Source organism: Stenotrophomonas sp. X (assembly GCF_055721025.1).
Window position 1 is genome coordinate 297,127 of record NZ_CM146756.1, and the last position, 21,304, is coordinate 318,430.

Below are 21,304 nucleotides of genomic sequence, written 5' to 3' on the forward strand. Positions count from 1 at the left end.
ATAAATTGGATTCCGCTGCTCCCCGCGCGGGCCTACGGTGGGCACTTCGTACCGTCGGATCCATGTGATGCCGCCTGCCGTTCCCGCTCTGCCCCTCGATCGGCCCCGCCGCCTGGCAATGCTGGCGCCGCATCCCGTGCTGCGCCTGGGGGTGGAGGTGGTGCTTTGCCAGCACGGTGGCGTGCAGGTCTGTGGCAGCTTCACCCGCGAAGGTGATCTGCTCGATCTGCTGCAGCGCCAGCCGGATGGCATCGACCTGTTGCTGATCGACCTGCTGGCGCCGTGCGGACCCGAACAAGGCCTGGCCCTGTTGCGGCTGTTGTCGCGGCGCTGGCCGCTGCTGCCGGTGCTGGTGCTGTCTGCGCACTGCAATGCCAGCACGGTCACCATGGCGATGCAGGCCGGCGCGCGCGGCTTTCTGTCCAAGGGGACCACGCCGGAGATGCTGCGGCGCGCAGTTGACGTACTGGCGCGTGGCGGCCGCTTCGTGCCCCCGGAGTTGCGCACGCAGTTGAGCCGATCGCGCATGCGGCGCACACAGGCGCCGGTGCTCACGCCCTTGAGCCGACGCGAGCGCGAGGTGCTCCGGCTGGTCCTGCAGGGCTGCACCACCGGGGAGGTGGCGCGGCACTTCGGGCGCACAGCCAGCACGGTCAGCACGCAGAAGCGGACGGCCTACCAGAAGCTGGGCATCCACAGCGATGGTGAGCTGTTCCGCATCCGGCACCTGCTCGAATGCGGATAAGCCGGCTTATTCGCCCTGGTACTGCTTTTCTTCCACCAGGGCCGAACCGGCCACGCGGTTGATCTCGTTCTTCACCTGCACGCGCTCGCCATTGGTGCCATAGACACCGCGTGCCAGCTGGATGAATGCATCGTCGAACACCTGGGCCGCTTCCTTGTCGCGCAGCTGGTCCTGGATGTCCCACATGCGCTCGTTGATCGCCTTCAGCTGCTGCTTCAGCGCGTCCAATGCCGGCTGCGCCTGCAGCTGCTGCTGCAGCAACGGCAGCAGGCCGTCCAGCTCGGTTCGCACGTTGCTCAGCTTGGCCGCATCGTCGATGCGCTCGGCCTTGATCTCGAGGATGGTGATCTTGTCGATCAGCTCGCCGATCGATACCGGGGTCAGGATGGCGTCCACGTGGTTGGTTCCTGGAAACGAGGCGCCATGATACCGCGCGGCTGGCGCGTAGCCTCCATCCACGGGATTTACGCCGAATTTGCGCCGCAGGCCGGGCAGCACCCTCGATCCGTTACGGCGGCGCACCCGACACTGCCGTCCCGGCGGCGCGACCGCCTTCGACGAGGAACACAGTGCAGTGAACAGCAAGGGGATGATGGCGGCGCTGGTGGCCGCCCTGGCAGGGCTGCTCGGGATCGGCAGCGCGCAGGCACAGGTGCAGGCCAGTGGCAGTGCCGCATTGACCAGCGACTACGTGTGGCGTGGCAGCTCGCAGAGCGATGGCGACCCGGCGGTGCAGGCCGGCGCGAAGGTCTCGATCCCGTCGGGATGGTACGCCAGCGTGTGGGGGTCCAACGTTTCGTTCAAACCGGACAATGGCGCGCGCAGCGAGTTCGACCTGGTGGCGGGCTGGTCCGGCGCACTGGCACCGGACTGGAGCCTGGATGCCAACCTGACCCGTTACGTGTACCCGGGCACCGGCCGCGCGCTGGACTGGACCGAACTCAATACCACCGTGACCTGGAAGCAGCGCGCCTGGTTGCAGGTCGCCCATTCCAGCGATGCATTGGCCGGCGGCCATCGCGGCACCTATGCCCAGCTCGGCGTACGGGTGCCGCTGCATGAACGCTTGCGCCTGGAAGCGGCGGTCGGCCAGTACTGGCTGGCGACCGCGCAGGGTCCGGATTACCTGCATGGCCAGCTCAGTGCCATCGCCTCGCTGACCCCGGCCTGGGAACTGCGCGCCACCGTGCATGACACGGACAACGCAGCCAAGCGCCTGTTCCCCGGCAACGCCGGTGGGCGATGGGAGCTGGCGCTGCAGGGCAGCTTCTAGTCGGCCAGCGACGCCTGGCGCGCGCGCAGCGCGCCGGGCAGCCACAGCAGCAGGGCCAGCGCAGCCACGGCAGCGCCGGCCACGCAGACGCCGGTCCAGCCGAAGCGCTGGTAGACCTGCGCAGACAGCAGCGAACCCAGCGAACCGCCGATGAAATAGCCGGTCATGTAGCCGGCATTGAGGCGGTTGCGTGCCGCCGGTTGCAGCGCGTAGATCAGGTTCTGGTTGCTGACGTGCAACAGCTGCGCGGCCAGGTCCAGCACCACCACGCCTATCAGCAATGCCAGCAGCGAGTGTGCGGACAGCCCCAGCGGCAGCCACGACAGCAGCAACAGCAGCAGTGCAATGGCGGTGGCACGCCCGGTCTGGCCACGGTCGGACATGCGGCCAGCCAGGCCGGCCGCCAGTGTGCCGGCCGCGCCGACCAGCCCGAACAGGCCGATGGTGGCGTCGCTGTAGGCATACGGCGGCTGTGCCAGCAGGAACGCGAGCGGGGTCCAGAAGATCGCGAACATGGCGAAGCTGCAGGCGCCCAGCAGCGTGCGCTGGCGCAGCACCGGTTCCTGCACGAACAGCACGCCGATCGAGCGCAGCAATGCGAAATAGCCAAGGCCGGCGCTGTGGTGGAATCGCGGCAGGCCGCGCTGCAATGCCAGTGCGGTCAGCACCAGGGTGGCAGCGGCGATCGCATACACCAGGCGCCAGTCGCCCAGGCTGGAAAGCAGGCCGGCCACGGTACGCGCCAGCAGGATGCCCAGCAGCAGGCCACTCATCAATGTTCCGACCACGCGGCCGCGGTGTTCCGGCGCGGCCAGCGTGGCGGCGAACGGCACCAGTACCTGGGCCACCACCGAAAACAGGCCGGTGATCGCAGTGCCCACCAGCAACCAGGTCAGCGACGGTGCGCAGGCACTGATCACCAGTCCGCCCGCCGACAGCAGGCTCATCACCACGATCAGGCGGCGGCGTTCGAACAGGTCACCCAGCGGCACCAGCAGGATCAAGCCGGCGGCATAGCTCAGCTGCGCGGCGGTAACCACCATGCCGACCTGGCCGAACGGCACGCCGAAGGCGTCGGCGATGGTGTGCAGCAGCGGTTGCGCATAGTAGTTGCTGGCCACGGCCACGCCGGTGGCGACCGACGTCAGCAGCACCTGCCAACGGTGCAGAGGGGGAAGGGACGGGCTCACGCGATGTTCCAGGAAGCGGGGGGCACAGTGTCCGCCTGCTGCGAGCATGATGGAAATGAATCATCATCATCCATGCCATCTGAAAACAAGATCGTTGTATGAACCTCAAGCAGCTCGAGTTCGCCGTGGCGCTGGCCGAAGAAAGCAATTTCACCCGTGCCGCCGAGCGCTGCCACGTGGTGCAGTCTGCGCTCAGCCACCAGATCGCCCACCTGGAACAGGAACTGGGTGCCACGCTGTTCGAGCGCCTGCCGCGCCAGGTGCGGGCCACCGCCGCCGGCGAGGCGTTGCTGGTGCACGCACGCCAGGTGCTGGCCAGCCTGCGCCACCTGCGCGCCGACGTGGCCGCCGTCAGTGGCGAAGTGCGTGGGTTGCTGGCCATCGGGCAGATTTCCTCGCTGACCGGAATCGACGTTGTGGCGATGCTGGCGGCCTTCCAGCGCGTGCACCCGCAGGTGGAGTTCCAGTTGCGCGTGGACAAGAGCGAGGACCTGATCGCGCAGGTACAGTCGCGCGCGCTGGATGTGGCACTGGTCGGCCTGGCGCCTTCGGCAGCGCTGGACGGTGTCTGCCATCAGGTGCTGCGGGAGGAGAATCTGGTAGCGGTACTGGCGCCATCGCACCGGCTGGCCGGACGCAAGCGGCTGCCATTGGCCGCACTGCAGGATGAAGCACTGGTCGACTTCCCGCGCGGCACCGGCGCACGCCGGCAGACCGATGATGCTTTTGCCGCAGCCGGACTGCCGCACACGGTCCGTTTCGAGGTCAACCTGATGGAACTGGTCGAGCGCTTCGTCCGCCATGGGTTGGCGGTCGGCATCGTGCCGGCATTGATCGCCGATGGGTTCCAGGGTGTGGTGCAGATTCCGCTGCAGCCGACCCCGACCCGCCGCGTGCACCTGGTCTGGCAGCGCCTGCCGACACCAGCGGCGCGGGCGTTCGTCGACGCCGTGCTCAGCCGCGCAGGCGCAGGCTCAGGCCCTTGAGGAAGTTGCGCAGCATCTGGTCCAGGCAACGCCGGTAATTGGCGTGCCCGGGTTGACGGAACAGCGCGCCCACTTCTGACTTGGAGACATTGAAACCTGCGCTGGCAAAGATCTCCATCAGGTCCACGTCGCGCAGCTGGAACGCCACGCGCAGCTTCTTCAGCACCAGGTTGTTGTCGATGCGGGTTTCCACTGCGCGCTGCGGCTGGCTCTCGTCGCGGCCACGCAGGTGCACGATCAGGCCGTCGAGGAAGTGCGCCAGCGCGCTGTCGTTCATCGCCTCGAAACCGGCTTCGTCCTCGCGGCGCAGCCAGGCCTTCACCTGCCCGGTATCCACGGCAAAGGCCGGGTCGGCCATCTGGCACAGGGCGACCACGTGCTGGTCACCCAGGTCCAGGGAATAGCGCACGCTGCGCAGGACATCATTGTTGATCATGGCCCATTGTACCGGCCCCTGGCGTGTCACCGGACTGTCATCGAACTGCAGCATCGTGAGCACTCGTTCGCTGGGACCCTTGCATGCGCCGGTATCTGTTTTCCGCACTACTGCTCACCGGCAGCTTCGCTGCCTTTGCCCAGGACCGCTTCGTACCCGTCGAGCGGCGCCTCAGTGCATCCCAACTGGCCGAGGTCGGGCTCAGTCCAGCGCAGTTGCAGGCGTTGAACCGGGTACTGCGCGAGGCAGAGAGCACGGCCGCCGCGTCGACGGCAGCGGTGGCCCCGGTCGCTGCGCCGCTGCCTGCCAATGTGCCGGCACCGGCAGCAATGCATCTGGGCCTGGATGACGAACCGGTCAGTGCCCGTGTGGTCGGAGAGGTCGCAGGCTGGCAGCCCGGCACGCTGTTCACCCTTGATAACGGCCAGCAATGGCAGGTGATGAAGGGACAGATGAAGCTGCGCACGGTGTTGCAGTCGCCGCAGATCGCCGTTGTTCCAGGAATTGCCGGGCGCTGGTTCCTGCAGGTCGACGAAGACCTGCCCAAGGCCAGAGTGTTTCGCGTGCGTTGAGCCGGGGGGACGACTGGACGGCGGGCAACTCAGGACGGGCCGGGAATGCCAGAATGGGCGTCCGGTTTTTCCCCCTGGAGTTGCCTGATGACCCGCACTGTCCTGATTACCGGCGCCACGTCCGGCTTCGGCGCCGCCGCCGTCCACCGCTTCGCCCAGGCCGGCTGGAAAGTGATCGCCACGGGCCGCCGCAGCGAACGCCTGCAGCCGCTGGTCGAGCGCTACGGCAAGGACGTGGTGCACGCCGCCGCCTTCGACATCCGCGACGCGGTGGCGATGGAGGCGGCCCTGCTGGCGCTGCCGCCGGCCTTTGGCGAGATCGACCTGCTGGTCAACAACGCCGGCCTGGCGCAGGGCACCGCGCCGGCACAGAGCGCCACGCTGTCGGACTGGACCACGATGATCGACACCAACATCACCGCGCTGGTGACCCTGACCCATCGCCTGCTGCCGCAGCTGGTGGAGCGCAAGGGCGCGATCATCAACATCTCGTCGGTGGCCGGCGTCTACCCGTACCCGGGTGGCAACGCCTACGGTGGCACCAAGGCTTTCGTCAGCCAGTTCTCGCTGGGCCTGCGTTCGGACCTGCACGGCACCGGCGTGCGCGTGACCACGATCGAGCCGGGCATGGCCGAAACCGAATTCACCGTGGTACGCACCCATGGCGACCAGAACGCCTCGGACAAGCTGTACAGCGGCGCCAACCCGATGACCGCCGAAGACATCGCCGAGCAGATCTTCTGGGTAGCCAGCCTGCCGCCGCACCTGAACATCAATCGCCTTGAACTGATGCCGGTCAGCCAGTCGTTTGCCGGCTTCCAGGTGGCCCGCGAGGGCTGACCTGCTTCGCGGGTCCTGTAGAGCCGAGCCTATGCTCGGCTTCGTCTGGATTCAGCCGAGCATGGCTCGACTCTACAGAAACAAGAAAGCCGGGCACTGCCCGGCTTTTTCATTCACATCGGCAGGCTTACTGCGCCTTGATCGCCATCGCCTGCAGGCCGGTGCCATCCAGCTTCTGCTTGGCTTCGGACAACTCGCCGGCACTGCCATACGGGCCCATGCGCACGCGGTACACGGTCTTGCCGTTGATCTGCGCCGACTCCACGCGTGCCGCCAGGCCCATCATGGCCAGCTTGGCCTTGGTGGCTTCGGCGTCACCGGAAGCACCGAAGGCTCCTGCCTGCAGGATGTAGCGGGCGTTGTCGGCGGCCGCCGGTGCAGCTGCGGATGCCGGCGGTGCAGACGCGGCGGGCGCGCTTTCCGCGCGCGGCGCCGGAGTGGCGGCCGCCGTGCTGGCCGACGGGGTTGCCGCAGCCGGGCGCTCGTTCAGCGGTGCCGGCAGCGGACGGTTGGTCGCGGTTACCGGCGCGGTGCTTGCGACGCTGGCCGTTGCGGTCGGTGCCGGCGTGGCCGTGCTCGCCGGAGGTACCGGCTTGCCCTCCAGCGCGGCCTGCGCGCGCGACGCTTCGGCCTTGGCCCGGCGCTGGTCTTCGGCACGCGCGCTGGCGGCCAGTTCGGCGTCGGACATTTCCACTTCCTTGCCTGGCAGCAGGGTGTAGAAGTCGTACTGCGTCGCGGCGGGCTTCTCCGGTTCGGCCGGCTTCGGCGTGGCCGGCTGCGCGGCCGGCTGGCTGCCGACATCGCTGTCGGCATCAGCGACCGGGGCCGGCTGCGCATTCGGGTTCGGCTGCGGACCGGCACGCAGGAAGCCATCGCCTTCGCCCTTGAACAGGTTCGGCGCCGCCAGGAACACCACGGCGGCGATCGCCACACCGGCCACCAGCCACACCCATCCGGGGGTGCCCTGGCTGCTGCTGTTGCGTCGTGCCTGGGTTTTGCCGCGTCGTGCTGCCATGTGTACTGCGTCTCCTGATGCTTACATTTTTTCCGGGGCACTCACGCCCAGGAGTTCGAGGCCGTTGGCCAGCACCTGGCGCGCCGCGCAGGCCAGGGTCAGCTTGGCGTTGCGATCGGTGGCGTCGTCCACCAGCACCGGCGTCCCGTGATACCACGTGTGGAAGGCATGCGCCAATTCACGCAGGTACTGCGCCACCAGGTGCGGCTCCAGCGCCACGCCGGCCGCTTCCACCACTTCCGGATACCGCGAGATCTCGTTCATCAGCCCCAGCGAGGCATCGTCGGCCAGGCGGCCCAGATTGGCCAGGCCATTGCCCTGCTCGTACACCAGGCCCTTTTCCTGGGCCTGGCGCAGCAGGCTGCAGACGCGGGCGTGCGCGTACTGCACGTAGAACACCGGATTGTCGTTGCTCTGCTGGCGGGCCAGGTCGATGTCGAAGGTCAGTTGCGAATCGGGCTTGCGCGCGATCAGGAACCAGCGGGTCGCATCGCGGCCGGCCTCGTCGATCAGGTCGCGCAGGGTGAAATAGCTGCCGGCACGCTTGGACAGCTTCACTTCCTCGCCGCCGCGCATGACGGTGACCATCTGGTGCAGCACGTATTCCGGCCAGCCCTGCGGGATGCCCACTTCCAGCGCCTGCAGGCCGGCGCGCACGCGCGCCAGCGAGCCGTGGTGGTCGGCGCCCAGTTCGGTGATCGCGCGCTCGTAGCCGCGCTGCCACTTGGACAGGTGGTAGGCCACGTCCGGTACGAAGTAGGTGAAGGTGCCGTCGGACTTGCGCATCACGCGGTCCTTGTCGTCACCGAAATCGGTGCTGCGCAGCCACAGCGCGCCGCCTTCCTCGTAGGTGTGCCCGGAGGCCTGCAGCTTGGCCACGGCCTCGGCGACCTTGCCATCGGCGTACAGCGAGCTTTCCAGGAAGTAGATGTCGAAGTCGACGCCGAAGGCGGCCAGGTCCAGGTTCTGCTCGTTGCGCAGGTAGGCCACGGCGAAGCGACGGATCGCCTGCATGTCGTCCGGGTCCTTGGCGCCGACCACCAGCGTGCCTTCCAGGTCAACGCTGGCGCCGGCCATGTAGGCGCGGGCAACATCGGCGATGTATTCGCCGCGGTAGCCGCCTTCCGGCCAGCCGTCCTGGTCCGGCGCAATGCCCTTCACGCGGGCCTGCACCGACAGCGCCAGGTTCTCGATCTGCACGCCGGCGTCGTTGTAGTAGAACTCGCGCTTGGCGTTCCAGCCGTTGGCATCGAGCACGCGGGCCACGCAGTCGCCGATCGCCGCCGCGCGGCCATGGCCGACATGCAGCGGGCCGGTCGGGTTGGCCGACACGTACTCCACGCCCACCGTGCGGCCGTTGCCGGACAGGTTGCGGCCGTAGTCGTGGGCTTCCTTGATGACCGACGCGGCTTCGCGCTGGTACGCAGCCGGAGCCAGGTGGAAGTTGATGAAGCCGGGGCCGGCGATCTCGACCTTGCTGACGTCCTCGCTGCGCGGCAGCGCCTCGACCAGCGCCTGAGCCAGTGCGCGCGGATTGCTGCGCGCGGCCTTGGCCAGCAGCATCGCGGCGTTGGTGGCGAAGTCGCCATGGTCACGGGTCTTCGGGCGCTCGACCACGAAGTCCGGCGGCAGGGAGTCGGCGGGCAGGGTGCCATTGGCGCGCAAGGCTTCGATGCCTTGGCTGATCAGGGCGCGGAGGAGATTTTTCACGAGGCCTGCTGTGAGAATGAGCGGCGGAATCGCCCATTTTAGCGCAGATGCCCGCGCCCACGCTGACCAGAACATGCCTGCGGGGGGTCCTGCCCGGCCCTGGTCAGGCCCGCTCAGCCGAACAGGCGTGGCTGGGGCGGGGACAGCAGGCCCCGTTCAGCAAACGAAACGGGGCGGCCTTCGCCGACCACGAAGTGGTCCAGCAGGCGTACGTCCACCAGTGCCAGCGCCTGCTGCAGTTCATCGGTGATCCGGGTATCGGCGCCGGAGGGTTCCGGGTCGCCGGAGGGGTGGTTGTGGCTGAGGATCACCGCTGCCGCGTTGTGCAGCAGGGCTCGCCGCACCACCTCGCGGGGGTAGACCGGGGCGGCATTGATGGTGCCGGCGCACACATTAGAACGAGAGGTATGGACGTTCGGTATGCAATTGATTTATATGGGAATTTTTTCTTTTTGATCTTGTCCATCCCTGTCCTTCGCAGTCAGCCCAGAATGGTCGCTAGCGCGCGCTTGGAGCCCCTGTCGCGCAGAGAGGCACCTGTAGGGGGTTCATCTGTGAACATAGTTGCCATTCAAATAGGATGTTCCCATGTCTGAGGAACTCTATCGAACCGGTGGGATCTTCACTGCCTTTACAGTCTTACGGACCAGTTCTGCAGCTTCTGCAGAGGTGATCCCTAGCGCTGACGCGATAAGGCAGAACTCGAGGATATCCAAGCGGCGAGAGCCGGACTCAATTGAGGAAATCCGTTGCTGTGGCCAACTCAGATGCGCAGCGAGAGCGGTTTGACTGATACCCATCAACTCGCGTCGCTCACGAAGCTTACCGACCAAGCGAAGGTACGGGCTTTGATAGATCGTCTTCGTAGCCATCCAGTCCGCCTCAGGAAGCGGAAGGCAATCTATGTCCGACACTCGATCTACATGAAAATCATGTAGACGGCAGCTCCCCGCCTTGCTAGCATTCCGGCTGGTTCATATGCCGGGGATCGAGTGATCTATGGCCGTAGCCAACAGACCCTCCTTCCCTCGTGGCCCGAGCTCGACAATCTTGTCGTTTCGCTCGGTCCTTTCTATACCTGCGCCTGGTGCGCGCTTGAACGATCCACGACGGCTTGTGCCCCGGTCGCAGCGGACCCAGAGGTAGCTCACCAGCTGTTGCTCTTTCTAAAAAGCGCAGGGGTGATTTCTGAAAAGTCAGCGGACTCGGCTGTAAACCGTTCTCTCTATGATCCTGTGGGTTGGACTTACAGCGAGAGCTGGAGGCGGCCCGCAAACCTCGAGAGCACTCTCACGCAAACGCTTCATGCTTGGCGTTCCAATCTCGACTCTCAAGACCTGCTATGGGTATGGCGGCAGCTATCTGCTCATGAAGCAAGAGCATATCTGTGCTCTCAGCTACGCCGACACCGAATCGGAACTCAACTCGTCGATGAAGTGTTGAATGCCCTGGGTCAGGATTGGAGCCGACTTAGCTTGGGACGTAGAAGGTATGTGATCTGGTCGTCCGTTCGAGGAGCGGCAAGTAAGCTTCTGCGCTCGGGAGGCAACGAAGCCGCTGCTATTCAAGTGCTGTCTCGAGAAGTTCAGAGCAGAGCCCGCTGGCTTGAGCAGAGGGAATCTACAGGTGCTCTGAGCAGAACTGACTACTGCTTTCTTCCGAGTAGCGCTTGGCGAAGGCCACTAATCGTTGAGGTGGCGCTGGAGACCATCCTCAGGATCGGGGATACCTACTGGTTGGATCCACCTTCGTCACCAGCCTGTAGAGCTAAAGAACAGCGAGGCATTTTGAATGCGTCCGACCATCCTGGCACTTGATCTAGAAGGAACCCTGATCTCCAACGCGGTCAGCCAAATTCCTAGGCCAGGGCTGTGGAACTTCCTTGAACGAGCACAAGCAAGCTTCCAGCAACTTGTGATGTTCACGGCCGTGGCCCGTCCCGTTGCCAGAAGGGTCGCTGCACTGCTTTCCGATGAAGGCTTTGCGCCCGTTTGGTTCAGAGATATTCCCTGTATCGATTGGACGGGTAGTACCAAGGATCTTCGTTTCGTGTCCCCAATTCTCGGCGAAACACTTCTGCTGGATGACCAAATCTCCTACGTGCGAGAGGATCAACGGGCCTTCTGGATAGAGGTCCCAGAGTTTGAGCCCCCATATCCGCCCAGCGACGCTGGGCTAGAGATAGCGTTGAGCCGAATAGAAGCGAGAGTCCTGCAGCTTGTAAGCCCGGCTGATCAACGTACCCACGATGGGCCAAACAAGGATATCTAGCCGTGCAGAGGACCAGCCTGTCTCATCCACTGCAGATAGCGGAGCTATCCGTTGGAACCGCTGGAGGAGCAATTGGAGTGACGTTCGCGCCGGGAAAGTGCCAGCAGATGGCAATGACCGGTTCATGGGACAGAGATCTAGACATAGATCTTCGCTCAATCGTGGTTTGGGGAGCAGAGTACCTACTTAGCCTCCTGGAACCCTGGGAGTTCGAGGAACTCCATATACAAGAGTTGCCGCAGCGGGCCAAGGCTCTCGGCCTTATCTGGCATGGCCTTCCAATTATCGACGGCGCTGCACCAGACTCTCGCTTCATGTCGGCATGGGAGAGTACTGGGTCGTTTCTTTCCAATGAGCTCCTGCAGGGGCGAAAAGCTGTTGTTCACTGCAAAGGAGGCCTTGGCAGGGCCGGGACTGTGGCAGCGATGTTGCTTCTGCAGACTGGCTCAGCATCGAGTGCGGAGCAAGCGATTGCTAGAGTGCGACAGGCTCGTCCTGGGGCGGTGGAAACAATGGAGCAGGAGGACTTTGTCGTGAAGTGGTCAACCTGTGCCCGCGCGGGCCACAACTAACTGGCGGGCTGGCTGCTTCGAAGCGATGGTCAAGCAGCGCCACTCCGTTGCATACCATGCGCTCTGATCCTTGAGTATCTCACCTAAGCGGTTTGGCGAAGTACAGGAGCGCGATCGGCCGGCCATCGCTCGTCTTCACCACCATCAACTCCCTGTGTATTCGCAAAGCGCCCGACGATTCCGCATCACCCACCCCAAGAACATACCGAAGAGGTTCGCTGATGCTAAGAACACGATCGACACAGCAATACCGAAGAAGGTAGGCCACTGCTGTGCCAGACTGAATTCCGACACCAGTTTCAACAAGAGATTTCCTTCAATTGTCCTCGCATTGGGGTAGAGAGCAGCCTGTCATAAGAACCGGGAAGAGCTTCACGCCGCGATACCGGCCAGCACTGCGACGCCTTCCGTCGAGTAATACTCACCTTCGTTGGGAACGGCTATTCTGCAGCTCTGGCCTGAACCGAGGGATCGGCGGTGATTACCAACAATGTGTACTCCAGGGTGTTCCAGTTGAAGGTGGGCCACTCCACAGGCACGATCTTTGTCATGGAGCATGAAGATCGACAGTATTGGGTTACGGCCAAGCATGTCATCTCGGACTGGGACCGAGAACAGCCTTTAGATGTCATGCGATCAGATGGGTGGTGGCAGATTAGGTTGCGACTGGTTGGTGAGCACCAGTCTGCCGACGTGGCGGTGTTGGCGGCGAACTTCGCCGTCAAGGTGTACGAAGCCGAGGCATCCATGAAGAACTTCGCGATATCTCAGGAAGTATTCTTCCTTGGCTTCCCCTTCGGGTGGTCTGCTCACGTTCCCGCACACGTCAATCGCGAGTTTCCACTACCATTCATTAAGCGGGCGATCGTGTCGGCAGTGTGCCCTGCCGTTGCTGGAGAGCGGGAGATGCTGATACTTGACGGGCACAATAACCCCGGCTTCTCGGGAGGTCCGGTGGTCTTTGAAGACAAGTGGCAACCTGGAAGTGGGCTTCGCATTGCTGGCGTCGTTTCCGGCTACCGATTCGAGCCCGAGGATGTATTTGCAGGAGAAGAACCGATCGGCGCATACGTGAAAGCGAACACGGGACTGATGTTCTGCGAGACGATCAAGCGCGTGCACGAAGTAATCGAAGAGAATCCAATTGGAGTTCCATTCGTATAGGCGCTCGGCGGTCCAAGCCGGACGTCAGGGGTTGCATGCCAGGGGGGGGGGCTGTTCCTAAGCCCCGCCCGCGGACCTAGATCCTGGGAAAGTCGAGGTTATCGGATGTTTGAGGTCGTTGGCTCGGATATCGAGCGTCTTTCTGATGCAGAACTTACGCTCCCTTGTACTGCGCTTGGCGAGCAGTGAGCTGCGCAAGCAAGGATTGCCAATCTCCGCGGTCACTGCCGGCGGGCATCAAGATGCACCTGACGGCGGCTTGGACGTGCGAGTTGCGTGTTCAGTTGCAATGGCCCGGGCTGACTTTGTCCCGGGGGCGAACACTGGCTTCCAAGTAATGAAGCCCGATATGGCGGCAGGTGCCATCCGCAAGGAGATGTGCCCAAAGGGCGCGCTAAGACCAGTAATAGCGGAGCTGGCACAGCTGCAGGGTGCATACATAATTGTCAGTGCTCAGGGTTCAGTCGCCGACAAGCCTCTTCAAGAGCGTCGAGAGGCCATGCGTGGCTCCAGGTGATGCCATGGATCGCATCAGCGAAGCTGTGCAGATCTATCCTGAGATCGCCGATTGCGGATCACGAAAACGCTGGGAATGGATTGGAAGCCAGCAGCGCTGAGGCTGACGATGAGAGTGGCATGCACGCCTGGAAGAGAGCATCTCTGATGGCGCAAGGTGTCGGTATGCACGTCCAAAATTGTTGTCGCCCATGACAAACATTCATCACTTACTCGCAGTTTATGTCGCTAAATTCCCATACGTCATTGATCCATAAAGCTCACGCGTACCGCGCCAAGTAAGAGACAGAAACACTTGTTATCCCAGAACGCCCTCTGCTCTCGATCCTTGAACTGCTGAGGTTTGATCGCCGCCTCCAGAGCGTGATGGCGGCGTTCCCCCACTTTTGAGTATCAGGCCGATCTATACATAAAAGCGGACGGTCTCCACCGTCCACTGACCACCGTTGGCGCGGCGAGGCCGCAGTATGGGGTTGGAAGGGTTTGTGGCGAATGGTGGAGTGAAGCCGAAGCTCTAAGGCGCGGTCCAACGCGGGAGAGTACGAGCGGAAGGTTTTGTAGAAGACGACGACCGTACTCGATCCACAGAGCATCAGGTCGCCGCTGTGCATCTTCCCGGGGCGATTTACATCGGCTGGAGTCGCTTGCGAGAGATCGGCGTGCTTTTTCGTGGGGTCGTCGCCCCGGCCCGAATATCGGTGAGCGTACACTCTGCCCATTTGCCGCTTCTGCCCGAGACCGCGTAAAGGGCGCCAAGCTCGTTCCCAAGGCCGCTGCACCATACGCTACGCTAAGGGCGATGGTGGCTGGCGGTTCGATCGTCAAGTTGTCTATCAACAAATCCGATTCCGCTCCGGCCATGGCGCGGGATATGGCGGCGTCACGCAATAGACTGGCCTGGGAGGCAAGGAAACGCGTCCGAGTTGCCGGGCGTCTCCGCTCAGGGATAGATCAGCACCACCTGCGTGACCGCGATGACCGTGCCACTGCCTGCCGGGCGAGTGCCCAGGCGCCAATAGGCCACGCTCAGATCCAGTTCGGCACGGTTGGAGGTCACGGGCACGGTGCGCGCGCTGTCGCTACCGTCTGCGCGCAGCGTGCGGCCGTCGGCCGATTGCAGCTCGATGGCTATGCCGGGCGCGTTGCCCAGGTTGAGGTAACGGTAGGGATCGTCCGGGTCGCCGTTTCCACTGAAGGAAAAGCTCACTTGGGTGACTCCGGGCGAGCAGTTTTCCAGACGCAGCTGGAAAGGTGTTTGGCCGGCCGCGCCGCTGGCCGGCAGATCGCGCAGCTCGATGGCGTTCAACTGGACGTTGTGCTGGCCATCGCCTACGGCCCAGGCGCAGGTCGGGGGCAGGATCTCACCAGTCATGGCGAAATCGATCGACTGCGCGCACACCGACGGAACCGCCAGCAGGGCGACAGCGATCAGCGCTGCGATTGACGGGGGGCGATTCATGGCGAGACTCAGTTGTAGGTGACCTGGATCGTCACCGGCGAACGCACGGTGCCGGCGGCGACCACAGCCGCGGTTTGGCGGAAACGCGCGCGCAGCATGTAGTTGGCCGCGCCGCTGGCCGCGGTGAAGTTGATGTTGGTGCCGGCAGGGCGAATGGCCGTGCCCGTGCCACTTTGCAGTTCGATGCCGATACCGGCGACGCCGCGGAACTGGCTTGCATCAGCGACATCGGCCGTGCCGGAAATACCCATGTGGATGACCGTCACCAGCGGGTCGCATCCGCTGGAAGCAACTGGCACGTTCACCCACGCCTTGGTCGTGCCCACCGCGGTGAACTCGGTGGCATAGAACGTGCCCAGATCTACGTCGGAGACGGAAAACCGGCACACACCCGGCAGGATGTTGCCGGTCAGGTTGAAGGTGAGGGTCTGCGCGCCGACATTGCCGGCGGCCAGCGACAGGCCCAGCAATGCCAGCAGTTTGATCGAGACGGAACGCATGAGCATATCCTCAGTTGTAGGTGAAACTGATGGTGATGGGAGTGGTGACCGAACCAGAGGTGAGGGTCGGACGGGTCTGGACGAAACGGGCGAACAGGTTGTAGCTGGGACCGATGCCGGAGCGGGACCAGGTGAACGTGGTGACGTTTGGCGTCACCCGCTGGCTGGCGCCGTTGACCAGCTCGATCGCCACGCCGCTTGCGGTGGTGTTGCGCACAGCAAAGTAGGCACTGTTGTTGCCATCGGCCACGCCGCTGAAGCGCATGTGGATGTGGGTGATGTCCGAGCTGCAATTGCTGGACGTCACCGTTACTTGGCGCCAGGGTGTGACCGTATTGCCGGTGAAAGTGTTGGCCTGGTAGCTGCCCAGATCCACGTTGGGAACGGAGAAGTTGCACGTGCCCGGCTGGAAGCGGCCGGTGAAACGCACGGTCAGGTCTTGGCCCAATGCAGGCAGGGCAAGGGCTCCCAGCAACAGGACGCCGCACAGCTTTCCGAAGTGGGTGATGGCACGCATCGCGGACTCCGTCCTATTCGTAGATGAGGGTCACGGTGGCCGCGCCGTTGGCCTGTCCGGAGGTCGGTGTGGCGCCGGTCTGGTAGTAGCGCGCGCGCAGATTGAAGGTGTAGCTGGCGTTTTCGGTCTGGGTCAGCGTCAGTCCCGAGGCCCGGTTGCTGCCGTAGGTAATCGGATTGCTGTTGGCGTCGCCCATCTGGATGCCGATGCCGGTCGCGGTCTGGTTGACGCCGTCCGGTTGCAGCGCCATCACGCCCTGCGATGGAACCACAATGGAGGTGATCGGGTCGACGCGGTAGCGGATCTGGTTTGCGATCCTTCTTGGCGCCGTTACACCGTCATCGTTGGTGAGGTTGTTGCGGAACGCATCGTAGAAGCCAGGGCAATTGTTGAGCCGGATCGGCACGTTCACCCAGTTGGTGCCGGTGCCGACGCCCGACAACGCGCTCATCTGGTGGGTGCCCAGATTCACCGATACATCCGGCGTCGAGCAGGTGCGCGAGACGATGTTGAGCGAGCCGGTAAAGCTCCCAAGCAACATGCGAATGGTGTTGTCGCCGATTTCCACGTACTCGAACGTAGGTAGATCGGAGCCACGGATCGTTCCCGCGCCGACATCTCCAATCTTGATCAAGCTGATGTCAAAAGCGGTCGCTGCGGTAAGTTCCGTATGGACATTGAATACGTCGGTCGTGGTGGTCGGCAACGCGTTGCCGGCTACCCAGACCACCGCACCCACACCCGGAACCGAGGTACGGTAAACCCGGCTTCCGTATGTGGGATGCACGTAGCTGGAGAGCGGATAGGGATTGTTGATGTATCGACGCGTACGGGTGTACGTGCCTGGCTGGCAAGTGACGCGTGCCAGTCGGTTGGTATTGAAGGTGGCCCGATAGATCTCCGAGCCGACGGGAAGGTCGCGCCCCACGGTGATCGAACCGGTGATGCTGGTCACTGCCTGCAAGAAGGTGGGAGCCTCCGGAACATAGCTGCAGGTACCAGCACGAACTGCCGGGCTCTGGAAACACATGAATCCGAGCAAGGCGGCGCCCAGCCAGGTGACCTTTCTGCCAAGCTGGTGTTGTGTCCGAAGCATCATGATGCTCTCCGCATGGGGGTATTGGCCTCTTCGCCGTCAGGCGTCGCGCCGTGGTTGTCAATCACGCAAGGCAGGTCGAACTTCTCGTGTTCCACCTGCCTGCCTTTTCCGGTATCGGGCAGATGAACATCCAACCGGCAGGACTCCGCTGACGCCTCGCCCCAGCGCACGAACAACTGCCCTGAGCCCTTCAGCCCATTGACGAACAGACGGCTGGCTTGCCCAGCGACGCCGACCGGATTGCCCTGCGCATCCAGTACCTCCGCGCCGAACGGCACGGGACGGCCATCGGGCAGGCGGGTCTGGATGATCAGGGCGCGACCGGCGGTGGTGTCGTACTTCAGCAGCACGACCGCGCCGGCGCGGGGCGCCACGTGGCGCGTGGTCTCGGCGATTTCAACGCCGGCATCGGTACCCTTGGGGTCCAGCGTGATAGTGTTGAGTTCATAGGGCATCAGGTTCGGCACCACCGCGTAGCCGCGCCGGTCCACCCGCGCGCCCTGGCCGTTCTCGATATGCGCGCCCGCCGCGTCCGGCGCGTGCACCAGGCCGATGGTTTCGCCCAGCGGCGGCGACAGGGTCGCGCCGCCGCGATGCAGCACCAGGCCACCGGACACGCCCGCGCTGAACTGCTGGTAGCCGTCGCCGCGGCTGTAGCCGGCGGCCAGGTGCGAACTGCGGCCGTTGTACTGCGCGGTCAGATCGAGTGCGCGGTTGCCGTTGGTTTCACCCAATGCGGCGCCGTAGGCGAGGCGGTTGTCGCGGCCGCCGGCGCCGGCAATCGACAGGCTGCGGTTGTCGCCGCCGCCGCGCGAGCGGTTGAACATGCCGGTCGCGGTGGGGGCGCCGGAAGTGCGGCCCAGCGGCAGCGAGACCGTGAACGACAGGTGGGTGTCGCGGCGGGTCGCGGTCGGCGTGGTGGCCGGGAGCGGATTGAAGGGCAGGCCGAATCCGTCCTTCTCGCGCAGCGACAGCACGTCGTCGCGGGTGCGCTGAACCGACAGGCTGTAGCTGATTCCGCGCCAGCTGTTGTTGTAGCCGGCGGAGAACTCGGTCTCGTGGCCGCGACTGTTCCAGAAGTCGCGGGTGGAGCCGGTGACGAACAGCAGGCCCAGGCCTTCGCCCAGCCGCTGGTTGACGCTCAGGTCCATGCGGCTGCGCTGGCGGCGCACGTCGTCCGGGTGGTAGCCGCGCGCGATGCTGTCGCGCAGCGCCGCCGAGTCGGCGAGGCTGACGAAGCCGCTGGTGGAATAGCGGTACGCCGCGACCGAGAAATCGGTGCCGCTATCGATGAAGTTGCGGCTGTAGCCCAGGCGCGCGCTGACGCCCTGGGTGCCGGCCAGGCCAGGCGCGTGGTTGCGCGCCTGGGTCAGGTCGGCGGAGATGGCGCCGATGGGCGTGTTCCAGGCGCCGCCCAGCAGCGCGGAACGATAGCCGTCGCCGAGAATCGCGCCGCCGTAGCCGGTGGTGCGGTTGGTCAGGCCACGTTCGTAGGTGCCTTGCAACAGGCGCGGCGCATCGCGAAGTTCAAGCTCGTCCAGGCGGCCGGCGGTCAGGCTCCAGCGCACCGCGCCGGGACGCAGCAACTGGGTGACGCTGGAGAAGGGCATGGAAAAACGCTTCACCCGGCCATCGGCCTCGGTGATCTCCACGTCCAGATCGCCGCCGTAGCCGGTCGGGTACAGGTCGTCGATGGCGAACGGACCGGGCGCCACCGGCGTGTCGTACACCACATAACCGCGCTGGCGGATGATCACCCGCGCATTGGTTTCGGCGACGCCGCGCACGACCGGCGCATAGCCGCGCCGCGATTGCGGATCCATGCGGGTGTCGCTGGCCAGGCGGAGGCCGCGCACGCGCACGCTGTCGAACAGCTCGCCGGAGGTGAAGGTATCGCCCAGCGACAGCTGCGCGCGCCAGGCCGGAATGTCGTGTTGCAGGAACGAGCGGGTGGCCTGGTAGCGGCTGCCCTGATCCGGGCTCCAGCTCATCGAACCGGCATGGAACGCGCGCCACGCACCGACGCTGAAAGCCGCCTGCACACCGAAGTAGCCGCTGGTGCCCTGCTGTTGGCCGAGGGTGCGGTACAGATTGGCGCCGTAGCCGATGGACGCGGCGGCGACGCCGGCATCCCATTGCGAGGGATCGACGTAGCCGCGCGCGTTGCGCGAGGTGTAGATCTGCGGCACGGTGAGGGTCAGCACCTGGGTGCTGGTATCGAACACGACGGTGGCGCCGGGCACGTGATCACCAAGCGCGCCGCAGAAGCGACCCGTCGGAGTGGCGAATCCGGCCGCGGCTAGCTTGGCCCAGTCCACGCCGTAGGCGGCCAGGGTGTCCGCATCGAAGCAGGGCTGCGGCTGATCGCCGCCTTCCACGTCCTGGAACACGATGTCGGTGCGCGCGCGCCATTGCCCGTTGAACACCACGTCGCCGCGATAGGCACCGGGCGCGACGTAGCCACTGCGCGCGAAGCGGGACAGATCCATCTTGGGCGCGGTGCCAGCCGGGAAGAAATCCATGTCGAAACTGGCGGTGTCATCCGACGTGTCGGCCGTACGCGCCTGGCCCGCCAGCGCCAGCGCCACCAGCAGGGGCAGCGTGGCCAGCCGGGGCAGGCGTGCGGAACGGGCCGTCGATGGAAAACGCGACACGGACATGTGGAAATTCCTGGAAGACACGCAAGAGCCACCCGCCGCCGGGCGGTGCACGGCGGGGACGACGGACGAAAGGCGAATCAGGGCGCCAGCGGCGCGGTCAGCGGATTGAGTGCGCCGTAGTCGTTGATGACCGTGAACTCGGCCATCGCGCCGCCGGCCGGACGGCTGACGTCCTTGAGCGGGAATACCGCGGTCGCCTGTGGTGCGACCATGCCGCCGCCCTGGCCACCGATGCTGCGCTCACCGACCTTCAGCCCGACCTGGGCGAAGTTGACGTGGTAGGCGGTTGGGTTGGTCACCTGCAAAGCGACGCCCTGGCCGCCTTCGCCGGCTATCAGCTTCCAATTCAACTTGGACGGAGCGGTCGCCGCGTCACCGGCCAATCCGGACGGGCGGTAGAACAGCTTGATGCGGGTGCGGAAGGCGAATTGCAGTAGGTTGCGCTCATCGCTGTTGTCCGCCTTGGGCGGTACTTCCAGTAGGTTGATCCAGAACAGCGATTCGCGATCGGCCGGCAGCGGTTCGCGGGTGTAGACGATGCGCACGGCCTGCCCTTTTTCGGCATCCATGCGAAAAATGGGGGGCGATACTGTGAATGGTACCTGGGCGGTGTCGGGTGTGGACCGTTCGTCACCGTCGTCCAGCCACACTTGCACCAGCGTGGGACGATCGCCTTCGTTGGTGAGCTTGACGGTGATTTCTCGTTCTTCGGCGGGGTACACCATCCGAGTGCCACCAATGACCACGCTGGCTTCGCTGCGCGCAGCGACGAGCGCGGACATCGTGGCGGCGGCCAGCAGCAGGCCTCGCAGCAGCTTGTTCATGATTCACCTCCTGACGGCGCGGCGGCAGGCGCCGCCGCGCGCGATGATCCGATACGGATCAGTTGTAGACGACCGAATACACCACGTTGGTGTTGACCAGCCCCGGGGTGGCGGCGCCGTTGACGGCCAAGTAGTGCGCCTGGAACTGCAGCTTGCCGGTGTTCGGGGCGACGCTGCCGATGGTGGCGTCCCATGACTGGCCGGGGACCGACAGGTCGATCAGCTGGGCGGCGTCATCGGCCAGTTCGATCTGCACGTTGGTGGCTTCGCCAACCAGCACGTTCTTCAGCGCGCCGGTGACCGGATCGATTTGGGTGCTGGAGGGCAGGAACGACATGCTGGCGATCTTGCCGTCTTCGCAGGTGCCCTGGCCCGGGCCGCCGATGATCACATCGAACACCTTCGGATTGGCGGTGTTGCCGGCGGCACCCAGCAGGTTCGCATTGACCGGATCCAGCGCAACCGAGAAGTTGCCGGTGCCACCGTCGGTGCCCGAACCGCCGGAGACGGTGCAGGTCGCGTCATTTACCACGCCGGTGAAGGTGATGGTGCCACCGGTAGTCGACGCGGCCTGGGCCGAAGAAGCGAACGCCAGCGCGGCGGCCACGGCGGAAGCGAGGGTGAAATACTTCATTTGCATGTTTCCTATGGACAGGTTGAAGAATCTCCGCCAGAGCGGACGCCTCTTCGCCGTTCTTCGTTGAAACGGCGAGGAAGGTGATGCGTGTGCGTGGATGAAGCCATAATCCGGGGGATTCGCGCACACGGCCGCACGGTGCTCGCGGCATGAGGTAAGGATAGGAAGCGAAGTCGACCGCCGATATACAAGAAGTTGCAAATGCAAGTTTGAAAGTCGTTCCAATGTGTCGGACGCGCGGCGTGGAATGCGACGCTGGTGATGGGTACCGAGGAGATGAGCATCGCGCCCCCCTTCTTTCCCCCTTCTTTCAAAGGC

At 64.5% G+C, this 21,304-nt stretch carries 21 protein-coding genes and 1 pseudogene; 8 read left to right on the forward strand and 14 right to left on the reverse strand.

Features of this window, described 5'->3' with window-relative positions:
* Positions 1-67: 67 nt before the first annotated feature.
* Positions 68-745 carry a response regulator transcription factor gene (locus ACZ75I_RS01330; RefSeq protein WP_061478755.1) on the forward strand — a complete coding sequence of 226 codons (678 nt, stop codon included), beginning with the start codon at positions 68-70 and terminating at the stop codon, positions 743-745.
* 6 nt (positions 746-751) lie between these two features.
* On the opposite strand, the gene ACZ75I_RS01335 is transcribed toward ACZ75I_RS01330, so the two are convergent.
* Positions 752-1,141 carry a DUF6165 family protein gene (locus ACZ75I_RS01335; RefSeq protein WP_154350087.1) on the reverse strand — a complete coding sequence of 130 codons (390 nt, stop codon included), beginning with the start codon at positions 1,139-1,141 and terminating at the stop codon, positions 752-754.
* A gap of 178 nt (positions 1,142-1,319) precedes the next feature.
* On the opposite strand from ACZ75I_RS01335, the gene ACZ75I_RS01340 reads away from it, so the two are divergent.
* The gene (locus ACZ75I_RS01340; protein WP_154350088.1) at positions 1,320-2,018 is read left to right on the forward strand and encodes a TorF family putative porin; all 699 of its coding nucleotides are present in this window, start codon (positions 1,320-1,322) and stop codon (positions 2,016-2,018) included.
* Here the strand turns inward: ACZ75I_RS01340 and ACZ75I_RS01345 are convergent.
* A complete protein-coding gene (locus tag ACZ75I_RS01345) occupies positions 2,015-3,208 on the reverse strand; it encodes an MFS transporter (protein WP_428986723.1) in 1,194 nt (397 codons plus the stop codon). The genes ACZ75I_RS01340 and ACZ75I_RS01345 overlap by 4 nt on opposite strands.
* A 98-nt stretch (positions 3,209-3,306) precedes the next feature.
* On the opposite strand from ACZ75I_RS01345, the gene ACZ75I_RS01350 reads away from it, so the two are divergent.
* On the forward strand, positions 3,307-4,194 hold the full coding sequence (locus ACZ75I_RS01350; RefSeq protein ID WP_180868070.1) for a LysR substrate-binding domain-containing protein: 888 nt from the start codon (positions 3,307-3,309) through the stop codon (positions 4,192-4,194).
* Here ACZ75I_RS01350 and ACZ75I_RS01355 read toward each other — a convergent pair.
* Positions 4,163-4,630 (reverse strand): YehS family protein, encoded by a 468-nt coding sequence (locus ACZ75I_RS01355; RefSeq protein ID WP_005420526.1) that lies wholly within the window; start codon positions 4,628-4,630, stop codon positions 4,163-4,165. The genes ACZ75I_RS01350 and ACZ75I_RS01355 overlap by 32 nt on opposite strands.
* A gap of 83 nt (positions 4,631-4,713) precedes the next feature.
* Between ACZ75I_RS01355 and ACZ75I_RS01360 the strand changes: the two genes are divergently transcribed.
* Both ACZ75I_RS01360 and ACZ75I_RS01365 read left to right on the forward strand, forming a co-directional pair.
* Positions 4,714-5,202 carry a hypothetical protein gene (locus ACZ75I_RS01360; RefSeq protein ID WP_180868068.1) on the forward strand — a complete coding sequence of 163 codons (489 nt, stop codon included), beginning with the start codon at positions 4,714-4,716 and terminating at the stop codon, positions 5,200-5,202.
* Between the two features lie 87 nt (positions 5,203-5,289).
* A complete protein-coding gene (locus tag ACZ75I_RS01365) occupies positions 5,290-6,042 on the forward strand; it encodes an SDR family NAD(P)-dependent oxidoreductase (protein WP_005420523.1) in 753 nt (250 codons plus the stop codon).
* 127 nt (positions 6,043-6,169) lie between these two features.
* Here ACZ75I_RS01365 and ACZ75I_RS01370 read toward each other — a convergent pair whose 3' ends face one another.
* From ACZ75I_RS01370 to ACZ75I_RS01385, 4 genes and pseudogenes are all read right to left on the reverse strand, one after another.
* Positions 6,170-7,057: an SPOR domain-containing protein gene (locus ACZ75I_RS01370; protein WP_065179000.1), complete on the reverse strand. Its 888-nt coding sequence runs from the start codon at positions 7,055-7,057 to the stop codon at positions 6,170-6,172.
* A gap of 21 nt (positions 7,058-7,078) precedes the next feature.
* Positions 7,079-8,767, reverse strand: coding sequence for an arginine--tRNA ligase (argS, locus tag ACZ75I_RS01375; RefSeq protein WP_061478748.1), 1,689 nt, complete (start codon positions 8,765-8,767; stop codon positions 7,079-7,081).
* Positions 8,768-8,880: 113 nt separating this feature from the next.
* A pseudogene (locus ACZ75I_RS01380) lies at positions 8,881-9,150 on the reverse strand (JAB domain-containing protein); the annotation flags it as partial.
* 219 nt (positions 9,151-9,369) lie between these two features.
* Complete coding sequence (locus tag ACZ75I_RS01385) at positions 9,370-9,639, reverse strand: helix-turn-helix domain-containing protein (protein ID WP_100051430.1); 270 nt, start codon at positions 9,637-9,639, stop codon at positions 9,370-9,372.
* A 919-nt stretch (positions 9,640-10,558) separates the two neighbouring features.
* Between ACZ75I_RS01385 and ACZ75I_RS01390 the strand changes: the two genes are divergently transcribed.
* The 3 genes from ACZ75I_RS01390 (at position 10,559) to ACZ75I_RS01400 (ending at position 12,774) form a co-directional block, all read left to right on the forward strand.
* Positions 10,559-11,038, forward strand: coding sequence for an NIF family HAD-type phosphatase (locus tag ACZ75I_RS01390; protein WP_180868066.1), 480 nt, complete (start codon positions 10,559-10,561; stop codon positions 11,036-11,038).
* A 113-nt stretch (positions 11,039-11,151) separates the two neighbouring features.
* Positions 11,152-11,610, forward strand: a complete 459-nt coding sequence (locus tag ACZ75I_RS01395) for a cyclin-dependent kinase inhibitor 3 family protein (protein WP_258009416.1) — start codon at positions 11,152-11,154, stop codon at positions 11,608-11,610.
* 477 nt (positions 11,611-12,087) lie between these two features.
* The gene (locus ACZ75I_RS01400; protein WP_049455500.1) at positions 12,088-12,774 is read left to right on the forward strand and encodes a S1 family peptidase; all 687 of its coding nucleotides are present in this window, start codon (positions 12,088-12,090) and stop codon (positions 12,772-12,774) included.
* Positions 12,775-14,230: 1,456 nt separating this feature from the next.
* Here ACZ75I_RS01400 and ACZ75I_RS01405 read toward each other — a convergent pair.
* The 7 genes from ACZ75I_RS01405 to ACZ75I_RS01435 all read right to left on the reverse strand — a co-directional run bounded on the left by ACZ75I_RS01405 (position 14,231) and on the right by ACZ75I_RS01435 (position 20,983).
* Positions 14,231-14,749, reverse strand: coding sequence for a fimbrial protein (locus tag ACZ75I_RS01405; protein WP_180868064.1), 519 nt, complete (start codon positions 14,747-14,749; stop codon positions 14,231-14,233).
* An 8-nt stretch (positions 14,750-14,757) separates the two neighbouring features.
* Positions 14,758-15,249, reverse strand: coding sequence for a fimbrial protein (locus ACZ75I_RS01410; protein WP_180868062.1), 492 nt, complete (start codon positions 15,247-15,249; stop codon positions 14,758-14,760).
* 10 nt (positions 15,250-15,259) lie between these two features.
* The gene (locus ACZ75I_RS01415) at positions 15,260-15,766 is read right to left on the reverse strand and encodes a fimbrial protein (protein ID WP_180868060.1); all 507 of its coding nucleotides are present in this window, start codon (positions 15,764-15,766) and stop codon (positions 15,260-15,262) included.
* Positions 15,767-15,779: 13 nt separating this feature from the next.
* Positions 15,780-16,865: a fimbrial protein gene (locus ACZ75I_RS01420; protein WP_180868057.1), complete on the reverse strand. Its 1,086-nt coding sequence runs from the start codon at positions 16,863-16,865 to the stop codon at positions 15,780-15,782.
* Complete coding sequence (locus tag ACZ75I_RS01425) at positions 16,862-19,525, reverse strand: fimbria/pilus outer membrane usher protein (RefSeq protein WP_180868054.1); 2,664 nt, start codon at positions 19,523-19,525, stop codon at positions 16,862-16,864. Before ACZ75I_RS01425 ends, ACZ75I_RS01420 begins: the two co-directional genes overlap by 4 nt.
* Positions 19,526-19,602: 77 nt before the next feature.
* Positions 19,603-20,349, reverse strand: a complete 747-nt coding sequence (locus tag ACZ75I_RS01430) for a fimbrial biogenesis chaperone (protein ID WP_180868052.1) — start codon at positions 20,347-20,349, stop codon at positions 19,603-19,605.
* 58 nt (positions 20,350-20,407) lie between these two features.
* Positions 20,408-20,983: a fimbrial protein gene (locus ACZ75I_RS01435; RefSeq protein ID WP_180868050.1), complete on the reverse strand. Its 576-nt coding sequence runs from the start codon at positions 20,981-20,983 to the stop codon at positions 20,408-20,410.
* Between the last annotated feature and the right edge of the window lie 321 nt (positions 20,984-21,304).